At 59.5% G+C, this 16,541-nt stretch carries 13 protein-coding genes; 11 read left to right on the top strand and 2 right to left on the bottom strand.

The features are described from left to right. Positions 1-3 precede the first annotated feature (3 nt). From AC4EEV_RS11800 to AC4EEV_RS11755, 10 genes are all read left to right on the top strand, one after another. Positions 4-1,053 carry a LacI family DNA-binding transcriptional regulator gene (locus AC4EEV_RS11800; protein ID WP_488315336.1) on the top strand — a complete coding sequence of 350 codons (1,050 nt, stop codon included), beginning with the start codon at positions 4-6 and terminating at the stop codon, positions 1,051-1,053. A gap of 260 nt (positions 1,054-1,313) precedes the next feature. After that, positions 1,314-1,928, top strand: a complete 615-nt coding sequence (locus AC4EEV_RS11795; protein ID WP_488315337.1) for a carbonic anhydrase — start codon at positions 1,314-1,316, stop codon at positions 1,926-1,928. Positions 1,929-3,018: 1,090 nt separating this feature from the next. After that, entirely contained in the window at positions 3,019-4,053 is a 1,035-nt protein-coding gene (locus AC4EEV_RS11790; RefSeq protein WP_491329012.1) for a LacI family DNA-binding transcriptional regulator, read from the top strand. Then, positions 4,050-5,654: an FAD-dependent oxidoreductase gene (locus tag AC4EEV_RS11785; protein ID WP_488315339.1), complete on the top strand. Its 1,605-nt coding sequence runs from the start codon at positions 4,050-4,052 to the stop codon at positions 5,652-5,654. Before AC4EEV_RS11790 ends, AC4EEV_RS11785 begins: the two co-directional genes overlap by 4 nt. A gap of 14 nt (positions 5,655-5,668) precedes the next feature. After that, on the top strand, positions 5,669-6,970 hold the full coding sequence (locus tag AC4EEV_RS11780) for an ABC transporter substrate-binding protein (RefSeq protein ID WP_488315340.1): 1,302 nt from the start codon (positions 5,669-5,671) through the stop codon (positions 6,968-6,970). Positions 6,971-6,978: 8 nt separating this feature from the next. After that, entirely contained in the window at positions 6,979-7,941 is a 963-nt protein-coding gene (locus AC4EEV_RS11775; RefSeq protein WP_488315341.1) for a carbohydrate ABC transporter permease, read from the top strand. A gap of 88 nt (positions 7,942-8,029) precedes the next feature. After that, positions 8,030-8,815 (top strand): carbohydrate ABC transporter permease, encoded by a 786-nt coding sequence (locus AC4EEV_RS11770; protein WP_488315342.1) that lies wholly within the window; start codon positions 8,030-8,032, stop codon positions 8,813-8,815. Positions 8,816-9,012: 197 nt separating this feature from the next. Beyond that, positions 9,013-9,990 (top strand): acetylxylan esterase, encoded by a 978-nt coding sequence (locus tag AC4EEV_RS11765; RefSeq protein ID WP_491329011.1) that lies wholly within the window; start codon positions 9,013-9,015, stop codon positions 9,988-9,990. Positions 9,991-11,035: 1,045 nt separating this feature from the next. Further along, positions 11,036-11,980 (top strand): N-acetylglucosamine kinase, encoded by a 945-nt coding sequence (locus tag AC4EEV_RS11760; protein ID WP_491329010.1) that lies wholly within the window; start codon positions 11,036-11,038, stop codon positions 11,978-11,980. A gap of 1,122 nt (positions 11,981-13,102) precedes the next feature. After that, on the top strand, positions 13,103-13,273 hold the full coding sequence (locus tag AC4EEV_RS11755) for a hypothetical protein (RefSeq protein ID WP_156386234.1): 171 nt from the start codon (positions 13,103-13,105) through the stop codon (positions 13,271-13,273). Positions 13,274-14,135: 862 nt separating this feature from the next. On the opposite strand, the gene AC4EEV_RS11750 is transcribed toward AC4EEV_RS11755, so the two are convergent. Beyond that, on the bottom strand, positions 14,136-14,726 hold the full coding sequence (locus tag AC4EEV_RS11750) for a TetR/AcrR family transcriptional regulator (protein WP_491329009.1): 591 nt from the start codon (positions 14,724-14,726) through the stop codon (positions 14,136-14,138). 118 nt (positions 14,727-14,844) lie between these two features. Between AC4EEV_RS11750 and AC4EEV_RS11745 the strand changes: the two genes are divergently transcribed. Next, entirely contained in the window at positions 14,845-15,954 is a 1,110-nt protein-coding gene (locus AC4EEV_RS11745) for an ABC transporter permease (RefSeq protein ID WP_491329008.1), read from the top strand. Positions 15,955-16,085: 131 nt separating this feature from the next. Here the strand turns inward: AC4EEV_RS11745 and AC4EEV_RS11740 are convergent, their stop codons facing one another. Continuing rightward, positions 16,086-16,265 carry a hypothetical protein gene (locus AC4EEV_RS11740; protein ID WP_285246593.1) on the bottom strand — a complete coding sequence of 60 codons (180 nt, stop codon included), beginning with the start codon at positions 16,263-16,265 and terminating at the stop codon, positions 16,086-16,088. Positions 16,266-16,541 lie beyond the last annotated feature (276 nt).

Below are 16,541 nucleotides of genomic sequence, written 5' to 3'. Positions count from 1 at the left end.
CCGATGACGTCGAGCCAGGGGGGAAGAGTTACGCAGCGCAAGATTGCGGAACTCGCGGGGGTGAGTCAAGCGACTGTTTCGCTTGTGCTGAACGGCCGTACCGACAATGGTGTGCGCATACCGGAAGAGACACGGAAACGTGTCCTTGACGTCATCAAAGCGACGACTTATGTTGCCGATCCTGTTGCCCGCAGCTTGGTGGGCGGGATGAACAATCTTGTCGGGGTGTTCACCTACGAACATGCATTTCCCAGCGAAACTTCAGACTTCTATACACCCTTGCTGACCGGCATAGAGAGTGCAGCCGAGGCTTTAGGCCTGGACTTGTTGATGTTCACCAGCGCTCCGCTGGTTGAGGGACGCCGCCAGATATTCCATGAGAATAGTCGGCTCCGCCTGGCTGACGGATGCCTACTGCTGGGTCGGAAGATGGACAACGACGAGCTTGCCAGGCTGCGGGACAGCGGGTACAAGTTCGTTGCTATCGGCCGCCGGGATGTTGAAGGCATAGCCTATGTCGGGGTTGACTATGGCACGCCCACTCGCGAACTGGCTCGTCAAGCCATCGGGGCCGGCCATGCGGCTGCTTTCTACGCCAGGCTGTCTCTCGCTGGCGAATCTTCCCGTGACAGGCATGACGCCCTGACTGACGAACTGGCAGCTGCGGGTATTGCCCTGGCACAGGCAGAGACTACGGCGGTCGGTCTGGCTGAGGTGTGGCGGCGCGTGCGCGCAGAAGGGGCTACCATCCTCTTTGTTGAGGATCCCAAGGACGCAGAAGAGCTTTATGCCCTCGCTGCCGCCGATGACGTCTCCGTTCCTAAGGACCTGTCATTCGTGGTCCTGGGTGAGCGAGATCGTAAAGGCGGGCGGGGGGTTGATTTTACCTGTTTCAGCGCTCCGCGCACCGAGCTTGGGGCGCGCGCCGTAGCCCTTCTCGATCACATACTCAAAGGGGTGCAGGGGCCGACGTTGTCTACCAGGCAGCTGCTGGAGTGCAGGGTGCTTCCGGGAAGAACCCTCGGCGTGCCATCGGTGCGGAGCTACCGGTGAATGCAGGTATGGGCCATTGTTGAGATCATCCCAGCCGGCGCTGCATCCCCGCCCCGGCCACGGAGGTGGATGTTGCTGGTCAGGAGATTTTCGTGGACTCTCGAGTGCATGCGTGGCTGACGCCAGTTGTCAGCAGCACCGTTGTCCTCTCCGGCGCGGACGCAGCTGGCCGAAGTCGCACGTCGTAACCTCCCCTAAAGTCTGCCTGCCCGGCCGTCACAGTTCCCTTTCCGCCCCCGGTGCACCTATATGTAATATGCATGGCTACTAACCTCACCCCTGCACTGGCATGGCGCCGACTGCGCGAAGGCAACGAACGTTTCGTCAACGGCGAGTCCTGCCACCCGAACCAGGATGCCTCACGGCGCTCCTCGTTGGTGGAGACCCAGAATCCGTTCGCCGTGATCTTCGGCTGCTCCGACTCCCGGCTTGCAGCCGAAATCATCTTCGACGTCGGCCTCGGCGACGTCTTCGTGGTCCGCACCGCCGGACAGGTAATTGACGACGCCGTCCTGGGCTCGCTCGAATACAGCGTCGCCGTGCTGGGGGTGCCGCTGATCGTAGTGCTTGGACATGACAACTGTGGCGCCGTCACGGCAACCAAAGACTCCGTTAACACCGGCCAGATGCCGGCAGGATTCATCCGCGACCTCGTCGAACGCATCACCCCCTCCGTCCTGACCTCCCTGCGGAACAACCAGCCCGAGGTCAACGACATGGTGGTGGAGAACGTCAAGCAGATGTCCCATCGCCTCGCGGACAGTTCGCGTGTGATTTCGGACGCAATTGAAAACGGCCGCGCCGCGGTGATCGGCCTCTCCTACCGCCTGGCAGAGGGCCGCACCGACCTTGTGTCCGGAATCGGCGAGCTCTAGAAGCACCCTGCCGGCGGTCCCCCGGGCCGCCGGCAGCAGACCAGATCGCCATGCGCTAGCCCATGCCGAACGCGTCCGGTCGTGGGCGAGGGGCAGAAGGGCTACCGTTTTCTCTGTTGAGGATCAAGGAGGGTTTATGCCCGCGCTGTCGCTGATGGCAGGGGCGGTGACTGAGCCTGTCATCCGCAGTCCGGGGTCAGCGGGAGTGTAAAAGGTCGGGTGGGTGTGCTTCCACATGCCTCAACGCTCCGCGCATCGAGCTTCGCGTGCGTTGTAGTCCTTCTCGATCAAATACTCAATGGGGCGCATGGTCATGAGCTGGTTACCAGACAGCTGCTCGAGTCGCTGTCCTTCCTGGAAGAACCCTCAGTGTGCCGTCGGTCAGGAGTTTCGGTGAATGCCGACGCGGAGCCGCCGTTTGCGACGACCGCTCGCCATTTTGCTACTGCACCCCTCGGGGAATAGCACAACCACACATGTGAGATTGCAGCAAACTTTTGGTGGGCCCGACTACCGGGACGGCTGACGCCAGTTGTCAGCATCAGGAGCGAAGCGTCAAACTTGTGGCGCACTCCGAGCGACGCTCCGAATTTCCTCTAGCGCTATCCGGAGAAGTTGCCGCTGCAGCTGGGGAAGCGTGGCGCGACCCCGGAGGTGGCACTCGAGGACACCATCCCTGGCGTTTCCTCCGATACCTACATAGTGCAGCCATAGCTGATGAGACTGGATGCAATCTTCCATCACCCCGTCGTTGAGGCAGCGGATTTTATCCAATTCGTTGGGGGGTAATCTCATTTACTCATCGCCCCGTAAGGGGAAAGGCGATCACGCCCCCTGAGAGGCATGGCAGTTCAGTGCAGGTTGCCCGGTGACTCATGGCCGTTCTCAGCTGGTTGGCGACTGCGTCCGCAGGCCTATGTGCGCATCCCACCTAGCGGTAGCTTCAGCCAACCCAAACTGTAAACGGAACGTGCGGCAGAACTATTGAAATATCGGATCATACGCATTATCGTGATCTACATCATTAGATAATACGCATTAGCGCATGGAAGGGAAGGATCCTATGAGCGGGCAAAGGGGTGCGGGGAGGATGACGCAGCGCCGCATCGCTGAGCTCGCCGGTGTAAGCCAAACCACCGTGTCATTGGTGATGAACAACCGGGTAAATGCGACGGGGCGAATCGCGAAAGAAACACGGGATCGTGTAATGGAGGTGATCCGGGCGACAACCTATGTTGCCGATCCTGCTGCACGGCGTCTCGCCGGTGGCGAGAACCAGATTCTCGGTGTGTTCACATATGAGGCTGCTTTCCCTCATGAAACCGCGGACTTCTATACACCGCTTTTGACAGGGATTGAGTCCGCGGCAGAGGCGCTGGGTTGTGACTTGCTGATATTCACCAGCGCCCCCGTCGTCAACGGGCATCGACAAATTTTTCATCAGAACAACCGCCTGGCGTTTGCTGACGGATGCATTCTCCTGGGTCTGGAAATGGACACCGAGGATCTGCGGAGACTAGTCGTGGGTGGCTACTCCTTTGTCGCCATAGGTCGAAGGAGTACCCCCGGGGTACCGTACGTCGGCGTGGATTACGTTTCCTCCACGAGGGAGATCGTTGGGCGAGCCCTGCGGTTGGGTCATCGGCGGTTTTTCTATCTGGCGAGGGACAGCCGGGGAGAGTCCGTGCTGGATCGTCGGGCAGGCTTCCGGGAGGCCGTTGCAGGCTTTGCAAATGCACAACACATGTTCTACACCGTCTCGGGGAAGGGCCTGAGGGAGGCATGGAAAGTCACTAGGGCCTACGGCCCTACGGTCCTGTTCCTCGAGTCCGAGGACCATTCCGCGGGACTGCTGAAACTGGCCGCCGAAGCAGGTTATTCGGTACCCAGGGATCTCTCGATCATTGTTCTTGGGGATCCCCCACGGTCAGGTACCACCGATATCGATTTCACACGCCTCAGCGCTCCCAGGGAGGACCTGGGGGCCGGAGCTGTGAAGCTTCTGACAAAAATCATTGCGAGCAAAGAGCGGATTCCTGATTCCGAGCTGCGCGTTCTGCTGAACTGCCGCTTCGTGCCAGGCTCCACTCTTGCTGCACCCAAAAACGAAAGAGCCGCCCAATGAACTATCTCAACACCGACATTCTTATCGTCGGAGGGGGCCTTGGTGGCGTCGCAGCCGCACTGGCTGCACTCAGGGCCGGCCGCCGCGTCGTCCTGACAGAGCAATTTGAATGGCTGGGTGGACAGCTCACCAGCCAAGCGGTTCCAATGGATGAACACGCATGGGTGGAACAGTTCGGCGTTACAGCTTCCTACAGGCAGCTGCGGGAGGGCATCCGGGACTACTACCGTGCATGGTATCCGCTAACGGAGGAGGCTCGGGCAAAAAGCGATCTCAATCCCGGTGCAGGCTTGGTCAGCCGCCTTTGCGCGGAGCCCAAGGTCGCTGTTGCAGTTATTGACGCTCTGCTGGCACCGTATCTGGGTACGGGCCGCCTGACAGTTCTTCAACCTTCGATTCCAGTTGAAGCGGAAGTGTCGGACGCCCGAGTTACGAGTGTCACCGTCAGGGATGCGCGCACGTCAGAACGCACCCAAATCACCGCAAGGTTTGTCCTGGACGCGACTGAAACAGGCGAACTACTCCCCCTCGTCGGAGCGGAATACGTTACCGGCAGTGAGTCGCGGGAGCAAACAGGTGAGCCAAGCGCTCCCGAAACTGCCAGCCCGGATAATATGCAGGCTTTTTCGTGGTGCTTCGCGATCGATCACGTCCCGGGAGATCACACCATTGAGAAACCGCGGGATTACGACTACTGGCGCAACTACCAACCGGAGTTCTGGGGAGCGCCCATGCTCTCGCTCACGGGGCCTGATCCGCGCACCCTCGAGATCGTCACCCGAGAATTCACACCTACAATCGACGATGATCCGCTCGCCATCACCGCGGACCAGAGCCAGGCCGCCGGGGACCGGGAGCTATGGACCTTCCGCCGTATCCTGGCGCGGAAGCTTTTCACCGACGGGCACTTCGACAGTGACATAGTCCTGGTCAACTGGCCGATGATTGACTACCTTGAAGGCTCTATCATTGACAGCCCGGCCCCGGAAAAGCACTTGGAAGGTGCCCGGCAGTTGTCGTTGTCGATGTTCTACTGGTTGCAAACTGAAGCGCCGCGGCCCGACGGCGGAAAGGGTTGGCCCGGACTCCGCCTTCGCGGGGACGTCACCGGAACCACCGACGGTCTTGCCCAGGCACCCTATATACGTGAGTCCCGCCGCATCAAGGCGGAATACACAGTGGTGGAGAACGACTTGTCCGTCGCCGTACGAGGCAGTGGCAAGCCCTCCACTTTTTTCGACAGCGTCGGAGTTGGCATGTACCGAATCGACCTGCACCCCTCCACCGGCGGTGACAATTACATTGACGTCCCATCGGTGCCCTTTGAAATTCCCCTCGGAGCACTGATTCCGGTCCGTCTGGAAAACCTGCTCCCGGCGGGAAAAAACGTTGGTACAACACACCTCACCAATGGAGCCTTTCGGCTCCACCCCGTGGAGTGGAATATCGGCGAGGCAGCAGGTTGGCTGGCAGCCTTCTGCCTGGAGCGGGCGATTGAACCCCGAGCCGTACGTAACACTCCTTCCATCCTGAAGGACTTTCAGACCTTACTCGTCGGGGCCGGTGTCGAACTGCACTGGCCCGACATCACCGGCTACTAATCAAGGAGCACTAAATGAAACCAGCAAAGAAGCTGACAGGAGTGGCGCTGCTGGCAGCAGCGGCATTGACTCTTGCCGGCTGCGGAGGATCGACCGAAGCGAGCAGCGCTCATACTTCCGCCGCCCCTGGAAGCGTCACCCTGCGCATGACCACCTGGACATCGGACGCGACACAGCTCGCCTTGTTCAAATCCATTGCAGATAGCTACAAGAAATCACACCCCGAAATCAAAGAGATCACGTTTGATTCACTGCCGGTGGCGGACTACACGTCAACGCTGACCACGCAGATCGCCGGTGGCAACGCACCCGACATGGCGTGGGTCCTCGAAAAGGACGCGCCAGATTTCGTCAAATCCGGAGCTCTCGCACCTCTCACCGACACCCTGAAAGCAGCCCCTGACTACAACTACGCAGACCTGAACAGCGAAACGACAAAGCTCTGGACCCAGGACAACCAGCTTTACGCATATCCCTTTTCGACCTCCCCCTTGGTGATGTTCGCCAACGACAGTCTGCTCAAACAGGCCGGCCTTCCAACATCGGCAGAGCTGCAGTCACAAGGGAAATGGAACTGGCAGGACCTGGCAGCCCTCGGTTCGGTGGTTAAGGCCAAAACGGATAAGGACGGCATCATCATCCGTGACTTCAACTACTCCGACTGGTCCAACCTCGCCTCTGTGTGGAACGCCTGGGGAGCCGCTCCCTGGAGCAGTGACGGGAAATCCTGCACCTTCAACTCTCCCGAGATGAATACTGCCTTCACCTACATCCACGACGGCATCTTCAAACAGCACGCATTTCCCGGGCCTGGGACCAGCCCGGACTTCTTCGCAGGCGATTCCGCATTTACCGTCACCCAAATTTCGCGTGCTTCACTCCTGAAAGACGCCAAGTTCGGCTGGAACGTCCTGCCGCTACCAACCGCTACCAAAGGCTCCTACTCTGTCGTCGGGCAAGCCGGCGTCGGAGCGCTGGCGAAGGGCGCCCACGTCCAGGAGGCGGAGGACTTTATCGCTTACCTCACCAACCCCTCCAATGCCAAGCAGCTCGCCCAGTTCTTCCCGCCGCCCCGGACCTCGCTTCTGACGGCCGACACCCTGGCGGCCACGAATAAGCTCCTCTCCAAAGAGCAGATCCAGAATGCAGTCATCAAGGGCATCGCAGAAGGCCAAACCAAAGCCAGCCACACCAACTCGGCTGAAATCTCCCAAAAAGTGAAGGCCGCCCTGGACCCGATGTGGCAGCCCACAGCCGACGTGTCGAGCGTGCTCAACAATGTCTGCAGTGCGATCAAACCCCTCCTGGCCGGTTAGGAACGCGCGTGTCTGTTCTAAGCAAGGTAACGCCGGTCCGGGGGGCTCCCCCGGGCCGGTCCACCACCCGTCAATCCCGCTGGCCCTCCGGGCTGAACCGCCGCCGCCGCGACGCTGTCACCGGCTATCTTTTCGTGGCACCACAGGTTCTGGGGATCCTCACCTTCGTGATCGTCCCGCTGTCTCTCGTTTTTTATTACAGCTTCAACGAATGGAACGTGCTGGCAGGAACATTCAAATTCGTCGGAGCAGGGAACTACCAGCAGCTCGTCTCGGACCCGCAATTTGGTGAAGTAATTCTCGCTACTGTCATATTCTCCGTTGGTCTAGTTGCGATCAACATCCCCCTGGCCCTGCTCCTGGCGGTTATGCTCAACCGCCAGGGACGAGGAATAGCGGTGTTCCGAACACTCTTCTTTTCCCCCGTCGTCGTCTCCCTGGTCGCGTGGACCCTCGTCTGGGGATTCCTGCTCCAGGACAACGGGGGGATCAACGGGATTCTGCACGCTGTAGGCATACAAGGACCCAACTGGCTGCAGAGCGGGCCGACCGCCATGGCTGCCGTGATCGTCGTGCAGATATTCAAAAATGTGGGGTTGAACATGGTCCTGTTCCTGTCCGCCCTACAGGGTGTTCCGACGGAACTCTATGAAGCAGCACGGGTTGATGGGGCAACAGCCCGCACCGTATTTCGCCGGATAACTCTCCCGTTGATTTCGCCCACGCTACTATTGACGATCATTATCACCATCGTCGGATCCCTTCAGGTATTCGCGCAGATCGCAGTGCTCACCCAAGGAGGCCCAGGCCTCTCCACCACGGTTCTCGTGTACTACCTTTTCCAGCAAGCCTTCGATTTCCACCACTTTGGATACGGATCGACCCTAGCCATCGTTCTCTTCCTCGTGGTCCTGGCGCTCACTGTCCTGCAATGGCAAATGCGCAAAAGATGGGTATTTCATGAGAACTAGTCAGTTGACCGGTGCACCCTCCATTGGGACCGGGCTGCGGTTCGGAAAGCGATGGACCAGGGCAGCGCTATACCTGCTATTGGCTGTTATGGCCGTTCCCTTCGTCTTCCCGACCTGGTGGATGATTACCTCATCCTTCAAATCAATCAACGAAATCCTTGCCTTCCCGCCCACACCCTTACCGGTAGAACCTTCCCTCCAGGGGTACCTGCAGGCTTTCACCTTCCAACCGTTCGCCAGGCAGTACTTCAACAGCCTGTACATCGCGGCAGTAGTCACAGTCCTGACCATGCTCGTTTCCTCAATGGCCGGATATGCCTTCGCAAGGATCCGTTTCCGGGGGCAAAATATCCTTTTTCTCCTCGTGCTTGCAGGTCTGCTTGTGCCCAGTGAAGTTACCATCGTCCCGCTGTTTCAGATGTTCAATGCCGCTGGACTGGTCAACACCCACTGGCCGCTCATACTGGTGACATCTTTTGGCGCGCCAAGCGTCCTTGCCACATTCATCATGCGCCAATTTTTCATCGCCCTGCCGACGGAACTTGAGGAGGCAGCACGGCTGGACGGACTCGGAAGGCCAGGAATCTGGTGGCGGATCGCGATGCCCCTGGCACGGCCTGCTCTGGCAGCTGTTGCAATTTTCACGTTCTTGAACGTGTGGAACCTGTATCTGGAACCAACGGTTTATCTCTCCTCCCCCGATCTCTTCACGCTGCCACAGGCGCTGACCCGATTCACTGATGCCTACAGTGGGCCTATGTGGAACGTACAACTGGCCGCCGCCAGCATGACCGCCGTGCCTGTGCTGATAGTTTTTGTCATCGCCCAACGCCAGTTCGTAGAAGGGCTCGCCCAGTCCGGGCTAAAGGGATAAGCAGCCGGGTGTCACCGGTCCTAAGGAGCGGTGACACCCGACCTCCCAGACCGAAGTGGTGACCGCATCACGGTCAAAGGCCCTTAGAAAAGTACGAGGCACAGCTTAGACGCCTGTGATGACAAAACCAGCTCCCGCCTCGAGCCGTCAGCAACAAGAGGTCCCTTTCAACTCTCATCGTCGACCAGGAGCATGCCATGGCGCTATTTGACCTATCCCCGGACCTAATGCGTGACTACGCGGGATCGGGGAAGGAACCGGCTGATTTCGATGCATTCTGGCAGCGGACCCTTGCCGCTGCCCGAGCGTTTGATTCCGCGCCGGAAGCAACGCTCGTGGAGACGCCGCTGACGACAATGGACGTCTACGATGTACGGTTTCCCGGATTCGGGGGCCAGACGATATCTGCCTGGCTCCGGGTTCCACGCGGTGCCCACGGACCCCTCCCCACCGTCGTGGAATACGTCGGATATGGAGGGGGGCGAGGTTACCCGGAAGAGTCCCTTTTTTGGGCGTCCAGCGGGTTCGCCCACTTTCAAATGGACACCCGGGGACAAGGCGCGGGATGGTCTGTGGGTAACACGGGAGACGAAGGGCCCAGTGGCCCTTCCCATCCTGGATTCATGACCCGGGGAATCCTAGATAGGGACCATTACTATTACCGCCGGCTGATCACGGATGCGGTTCGTGCCATCGATGCGGCACGAACATTGCCGCAGGTGGATCCGACGAGAATCAGCGTCGTCGGCATCAGCCAGGGCGGTGGATTAGCCCTGGCGGCCGCCGGCCTGGTTCCCGATCTCGCCGCCGCTGCTGCCCTGGTACCATTCCTGTGCGACTTTCCGCGGGCGGTCAATATAACTGATCGCCCACCGTATGGCGAGATCGGCAGCTATCTGCGTGTTCGGCGCGACGAGGTAACAGGTGCCATGGAAACACTGGCAAATTTTGACTGCGTATTTTTCGCGCGCCGCGCTGCGGCGCCGCTCTACGTCTCGGCCGCACTCATGGACACCACATGCCCACCATCGACCGTCCACGCCGCCTTCAACAACTACGCCTCCACCGATAAACGACTTCAGCTCTGGCCCTTCAACGGGCACGAAGGTGGCGGCATAGTCGACCTGAAAAACGCCCTGGACCATGTCACCGTTCACGCGCCTCAACACGCATAACTACCCCGTGACAGTCATGCGTCAGGGAGATTTCACAAAGTTCTCCCACCTCGAACCCTGTTGCTCCAGCATGCATCCACCCCTTCCTGCCCATGCCGGATGCCGTTATGCCGGAAAACGGCAGCGAACTGAAACCCGGTGTGCAATCAGGACGCTTCCAGAGAAAGAAGACCAGCAATGCCGAAAGAACAAAACAAGGTGCTGCCGGAATCGTTAGAAGTTGCGGTCAGGACAAGAAGCGAGCTTGACTCCGCGTTGGACGCCGCCGTCAGAATCTTGCAACCTGCCGCAAGACAAAAGAAAGTGGGCGTAGCTGTCACCCGTGTCGCACCAGGACAATACGTCGTAGCTCTGAGCGCCGAGGTTCCCTACGGCCTCACCTGCGAACGATGGCATGAGCTGGCCGGCAGCCCGCCCACGATCCCGCCCGCTGCCCCGGCAGCAGACAGCAACCGCACGGACCGACAGGATTACAGCATTCGACATTCGTCGGCCGTGCCTTCGGGGGACGTGGTGAGGTCAACCCAGCTCACCTAACTCCCGGGTTTAAACCTACCCACTGCACGCCCTGTGCATACTTCCGCTCAGCAAACCGCGAACCACCACCGACGTCACTCAACCCCGACCTCAGTGAAAACACTGCCAAAGGCAGTCACAGGGTTCGGCGTCCGCCCATCACAATCGGACGCAACCACGGTCTATGCCTCCTCCGGGCATTCCGCAGGAACGCATAGTGATTCCCCTCCCCTAATCGACGGTTCAACCCGCATTCCTTACTTGCATCCGTGGACGCTTCTGCATATCACTGGACTCTACTTTTCATCGCTACGAAGAATGGCGAGGAATCACGCCGCCGCATCCTGCCCGGTCCCCAAAACCTAAGGAGGAGGTCTTTTGACCGCAATCACTAATTTCTACTACCGCGCGCAACAGCGCCTCCCGCAGCGGTAAAACAAAGATCAATTCAAAGCCCGAAAATACGCCAGCCAACTCTGCAGCGCTAGTTGGATAACATTCACAATATTTATTTGAACACGGAGCGCCCATGGGTAGTTCAAACCCCACCATTGCCATCGACGCCGGTCAATCATCGATTCGCGCCAGGCTGATATGCAGCGGTAAAACGCAGTTAGAGCGACATTTCCCTCCAGTTCTCACCGACATGTCGCTCATGCCGCAACTGGAACGTGTAGTCTGCGAGACCCTGTCAGGTCTGAATCTTGGGAATATTCAAATCTCCGCAGCGATGTCGGGGCTAACAGCGAGCAACTCTGATGCGCAAGCCGTCCTCCGCAGCTGCCAGGCCGTTGGCGTGGTTTCAGTCCATTTGGCCCATGATTCGGTGTCCAGTTACCTCGGTTGCCTCGGCTCTCGACATGGCTCTGCAATTGCTGCTGGAACTGGAGTAGTAACTCTGGCCACTGGCGCAAACACCTACGCAAGGGTGGATGGTTGGGGGCACATCATGGGGGATGCCGGGAGTGGCTACTGGATAGGTCGGGCAGGCCTTGACGCCGCCATGAGAGCCTACGATGGCAGAGGAGAGGAGACAGCCATTCTCCACCTGATCAAGCGGGACTTCTCAAACATAGAAACAGCTTACGTAGATATTCAGTCCGACGTTGAAAGAGTGTCGTTAGTTGCTTCCTACGCCAAGCAGATAATTGAACTTTCTGCACGGGATGCGGTAGCTGCGCGCATTGTCGATCAAGCTGCGGGCGAATTGGTGCACTCAATTGGAGTAAGTCTTCGACGTACAGGCTGGCTCCCTGGATCGCAGCCATATGTCAGCTGGGCAGGAAGCATTCTTTCTAATCCCGTTATAGGCATGCCTTTTCGTTACAAGATGGGCAGGGCCTGGCCCAACGCTCTCCTTGTATCTCCATCTGGGAGCGCTTTGGACGGCGCTGCTAAATTGGCCGAACTCACGGCGCACCACCCTCTGTATCACTTGCTTGACGTAGCAGCTTTAGAAACTATAAATGTCTAGTTCCCATTCCGCCCCCTCTGCTGCGCAGTCTGCGAGCTCCTGCACGGGTTATGAAACCGCTTATAAGGCTGTTAGCGAAGGTGACCTGCAAACCCGCTCCGGACCAATCACCCTGGCCTGTAGTCCGCAGTGATTTTGGGCCGACGTGCTCCGATCGGGGCACGTGTGGCCGAAGAAAGCGGTAACCACCACGGCCAAGCAGAAGACAACCTCGTTGAGGAGCAAAACTTATATGCCAGCTACTGAAAGGCTGCGGCACTCCTGCGGTAGCGGATCCATACCTTCCGTTTCTCCAGGGCCGATAACGTACCCACAGCCGGAAAGTGTTGTGGTGATCCTGGGCGTGATGTGTCCCAGTATCCTCCCTCAACCCAGCGAAAACGACGCCGGGCTTGATCCTGCACTTCCCTCTTCCTGCTTCGATGCCAACAGACAACGCGAAGACGTGATCCTTTACGACCCCCTGTCTTACAGCATCGATAGTGGGGCTTCAGGTCCGGCATCACGAGAAAAATTGAAGGCTAGTGGATACGCAGATCGTGTGGAGGCCCAGAGGATTCTTGCCTGCGATCTTCTGTTGTTGTCGCTGCAACGTGCCGGCAGGCAAGGCCTGGACAATTTTTTACCGCCCTAGCCAACGCAGACGTCGTCAGCGAGTCTCTGGCCGGGTTTCTTGAGCCATGCGGGGAGTTGGCTCAGGCATCGTCAACCAGTACGAACACGCCCTTTAACTTGGAACTCGCCTCGTATCCAGCGTCGGTCCCCCCTCTTAGACGTCCGCTGTTCAGCTAAGACCAAGGCGCCCCTTGGCCAAGGCTTGCCATCCAGACGCTAACCAACCCAACCCGATGGAGGAGTTATGCCAAACCTTGGCCCTAGCCTGAGCACGGACGACTGGGTCTTCCTAAACGCAGGTGACCGTGTTCTTGTCTTGCGCCCAAACGAGCCCCCCTGTTGTGGGACCATAGACGACGTCTCAGAGGACGCGTGCATCATCTGGGTTTGGCTCGACGGCATAGGCCGCATTCTCGTAACTGAGCACGACGCGGTGACCTTCAGACACCCATACAGACCTAATAAATGGGTTAGGTTATGAACCATCCGCGGCAAGCAGCACTTGCAATGTTGCAGCAGAACACGGCAAGCATCGAACAGCTCTGGCTGAGGTACTACGCCAACGGCGGTAACGCCGATCCCCTGGAGTTCGAAGCGTATATATATGGCCTTTTGCCCCACGACGACTTAGACGCCCTAATTCTCTCCTGGGCAATCGAGGACGTAGCCACCGGGTAAGGAATGCCCATCGCCGCTGAAAGGAGTTGCAGGGGTCCTTAGGCCGTAGTTGGAGCGCCCTCACCCCGGCCATACTTCCATATGGCCTACATTGTGAAGTACCGGACCGGAGCCAGTACCGGCTGGTTCAGGGTGGAAGGCATGCACCTCAGCGACGCCGTGGCCAAGGCGAAAGACGCTCTACGCGGTTTGAATTGCGCCTATGCAGTGCTGCTTTTCTCCATCTGCCCAACTCAGCCCAGCGGTGAAGTCTCGGTCGTCGCGACTTACACCCAAGTCGAGGGATGGAGCGTCCAAGAAACTTGGCCGGAACACTAGCCGGCCCCGAAGGGCACGAACTCGCTGACCCACTGGGGTCCGCGCTGCAACACAAAGCGTTGAAAAAGACCGACCATCTATCGCAGGCTCAAATAATGCGCATTCGAACAGGTACCGTGAGTCACAACTACACCCCAAACTGACGTCAGGCAGGAACGAAATATGCATCTGTATAGGGTCCAATCCGGCTCTCTCTGACAGGTCGCCCGCAGGGTCCTAGGCCCTAGTCTGACGATTCGCATATGGACGGCGGCGCAAACGAAGCTGTAGAACCGCCCGTTAGCAGCTCTCCGGCTCAGCGCAACGGCTCCCTGCGGCGCCCGCACAACTCGCTGGATGGAAACCGCAGGGCCAATGGTCACCGAGGGCGACTGCCGGCTGCGGCTCATGAAGCGGGATGGGACCACCGAGACTGCAACCGATACGACCGGCCGGGCAACCGAACGGCAAGGCTAAGACCCGGCCTAAGGAACTGGACAGACAACAACCGGGGGCCGTATCCCGAAACACACGGCACCCCATCCCGGCGACCGCCAGACGTTTCCTAGAGCGCGGCCAGGAGGCTTCGGGCGGAGTCGAGGTATGCCGTTTCGGCGTCCTCTCCGGCCAGGGCGGACTGGATGGCGCAGCCCTGGATCAACCCCATGACTGCCGGGGCGAGGCGGCGGGCCTGTAATTCCGCGTCTTCGGAGGGGCGAGAGGCGCGCAGCCACGCCTCCAAATAGGTCTCGATGTGCCCCCGAATTTGGGTAAGGATGCTGCGCGCCACCTCTCCAAGGCGCTCGTTGCGGACGGCTTCGCCCCACACCTGGACCGCGACCCCGGGGAAGCAATCCATCTGCATCAGTCCGGCCATGAGCGCCACAATGGCCTGCTCAGGCGGCGGGACTGAGTCCTGCCCGCCAAGCCCCTCCAGCGCTGCCATCCGTTCGGCGAAAAGCCGCCGGCCCGCATCAACAATCAGTTCTTCTTTGCTGCGGTAGTACACGTACACGGCGCCAGCAGAAAGGCCCGCTTCCGCGATGATGTCCCCCATCGAGACATTCGAAAAGCCCTTTTCCGCCACGCACTCCAGCGCAGCCTGCTGGATACGCTCACGCATGGCAAGCCGGTGTTCTTCGCTCACTTTCGGCATGGGTACATGCTATGACAAAAGAAAACGAATGATCATTCTTGACAATTCTGCGAGGGTGGATCCAAAATGAAGAACGAACATTCTTTTTCCCCATTACACCTCGAGGGGCAGCCACTCCATGTCCACACTCACTGAACGCAGCCAGGCTCCCGGCCACCGGCAGGCCCCCACGCCGGGCACTCACACCCCATGGCCGCACGCGCTGCGCACCGCCTTGGTCGCCGCAGCTGCCGTCTGCATCGTCCTGCTGGCCTTTGCCTGGCCAAGCGTCACCGCAAAGGTCCAGAATCTTCCCATCGCGGCGGTGGGAAACCCAGACCAGATTTCCCAGATCACCGCCAAGGCTCCCGCCGGAAGCCTCAACGTACGCACGGCTTCAAGCCGCGATGAGGCCGTAAAGCTCATCGAACAACGCGAGGTGTACGGCGCGATTGTCCTGGGTGCTTCACCCGAGATCCTGGTCGCCAGTGCAGGCAGCCCGGTCGCATCGCAGGCACTGACCCAGATGGGTGCCCAGATGCAGGCCCAGATCCAGAGCCAGGCCATCGCCAAGCTTCAGGAAGCCCTCACCCAGGCGGCCACGAAAGCTCAGGGCGGCCAAACGGGGCAGGCCCAGCAAGGCGCACCGGTCACGGTCCCCCAGGTAACCGTGACCGACGTCGTACCACTCTCACCTGACGACGCGCGCGGCACCGGACTCGCCGTTACAGGCCTTCCGCTGGCCATGGGCGGCATGATCGGGGGCGTGCTCATTTCCCTCCTCGTCTCGGGGACATGGCGACGACTAGGGGCGATCCTCGCCTACGGCGTTATCGCAGGCGCTGGCCTCGCGGGAATCCTGCAGGCCTGGTTCCACACCCTCCAAGGCAGCTACTGGACGAATGCGGGCGCGATCGGACTGGGAATCGTTGCAACGGCTGCCATCATCGTGGGCCTCAATGCACTCATCGGGCAGCCGGGCATCGCAGTTGGCGCGATCATCACCCTCTTCATCGGCAACCCGCTTTCCTCACTGACCCAGCCCAAGGAGTTCCTCCCCGCACCGTGGGGTGATGTCGGCCAATGGCTGGTCCCCGGCGCCTCCGGGACGCTCCTGCGCGATCTCTCCTACTTCCCCGACGCTGCCACCGCGTTTCCATGGCTCGTACTGGCCTGCTGGGCCGCCACCGGGGCAGTCCTGATCGCCGTTGGCCACTTTCGCAACGCCCCGGCCATCGCCGAAATCTAGAACTGCCCTGCTCTCCACGGGAACAGGACGGACCGAACGGCTTGAAATTCCCGCCCGCGATCCTTTTGCACTAGCGTCACAAGCCGGGCTCAGTGGTTGCCCCGGGAATGCCGGATGCACAACTCATGCAACTATTCGGAACCGTCGTCTGCTGCTTCAAGGTGCTTGGCCATGGCTTCAACTGCCTGGTTCCACCTTAGGGTAAGAGCTTGCCTGCTCAGTGGTTCGAACATGCCGGTCAGGACTTTCTCCAGCGCATCATAAGCGGCGTCTTTGACGCGTTCCTGAGCCGCCGGGCTGTAATAGTTCATACCAATGATTCGAGACTCCACCCGCGAAGGATGGCCGCCTGCGGCCATCCTCCCGGGACCCGTCCGCGGGGGCAGCGGGCACGAATCATCAGTAGAGAGGGCGATACCGTATCGGCCAAGACCTTTTGGAGGGGTGTTCTCGTGACGCGACGATTAACCCAAGCGCCAGCATCGCCCTCACGCCGTCTTGTGATGACGGTAGTCGCGGCCGTATCGATGTTCGCTTTGGCAGGATGCGGCGCGGGTCCTGGTAACCCCGCGTATGGTCCAGGCACG

The sequence above is a fragment of the Pseudarthrobacter sp. MOO14 genome (genome assembly GCF_058267675.1).
The sequence above is the reverse complement of the archived record's forward strand: the minus strand, read 5'-3'. Positions and strand labels throughout refer to the sequence as shown.

Excerpts from the sequence above, each read along its gene's own strand:
- AC4EEV_RS11800 (WP_488315336.1), top strand. The coding sequence starts at position 4 with ATGACGTCGAGCCAGGGGGGAAGAGTTACGCAGCGCAAGATTGCGGAA.
- AC4EEV_RS11795 (WP_488315337.1), top strand. The coding sequence starts at position 1,314 with ATGGCTACTAACCTCACCCCTGCACTGGCATGGCGCCGACTGCGCGAA.
- AC4EEV_RS11790 (WP_491329012.1), top strand. The coding sequence starts at position 3,019 with ATGACGCAGCGCCGCATCGCTGAGCTCGCCGGTGTAAGCCAAACCACC.
- AC4EEV_RS11785 (WP_488315339.1), top strand. The coding sequence starts at position 4,050 with ATGAACTATCTCAACACCGACATTCTTATCGTCGGAGGGGGCCTTGGT.
- AC4EEV_RS11780 (WP_488315340.1), top strand. The coding sequence starts at position 5,669 with ATGAAACCAGCAAAGAAGCTGACAGGAGTGGCGCTGCTGGCAGCAGCG.
- AC4EEV_RS11770 (WP_488315342.1), top strand. The coding sequence starts at position 8,030 with ATGGCCGTTCCCTTCGTCTTCCCGACCTGGTGGATGATTACCTCATCC.
- AC4EEV_RS11765 (WP_491329011.1), top strand. The coding sequence starts at position 9,013 with ATGGCGCTATTTGACCTATCCCCGGACCTAATGCGTGACTACGCGGGA.
- AC4EEV_RS11760 (WP_491329010.1), top strand. The coding sequence starts at position 11,036 with ATGGGTAGTTCAAACCCCACCATTGCCATCGACGCCGGTCAATCATCG.
- AC4EEV_RS11755 (WP_156386234.1), top strand. The coding sequence starts at position 13,103 with ATGTTGCAGCAGAACACGGCAAGCATCGAACAGCTCTGGCTGAGGTAC.
- AC4EEV_RS11750 (WP_491329009.1), bottom strand. The coding sequence starts at position 14,726 with ATGCCGAAAGTGAGCGAAGAACACCGGCTTGCCATGCGTGAGCGTATC.
- AC4EEV_RS11745 (WP_491329008.1), top strand. The coding sequence starts at position 14,845 with ATGTCCACACTCACTGAACGCAGCCAGGCTCCCGGCCACCGGCAGGCC.
- AC4EEV_RS11740 (WP_285246593.1), bottom strand. The coding sequence starts at position 16,265 with ATGAACTATTACAGCCCGGCGGCTCAGGAACGCGTCAAAGACGCCGCT.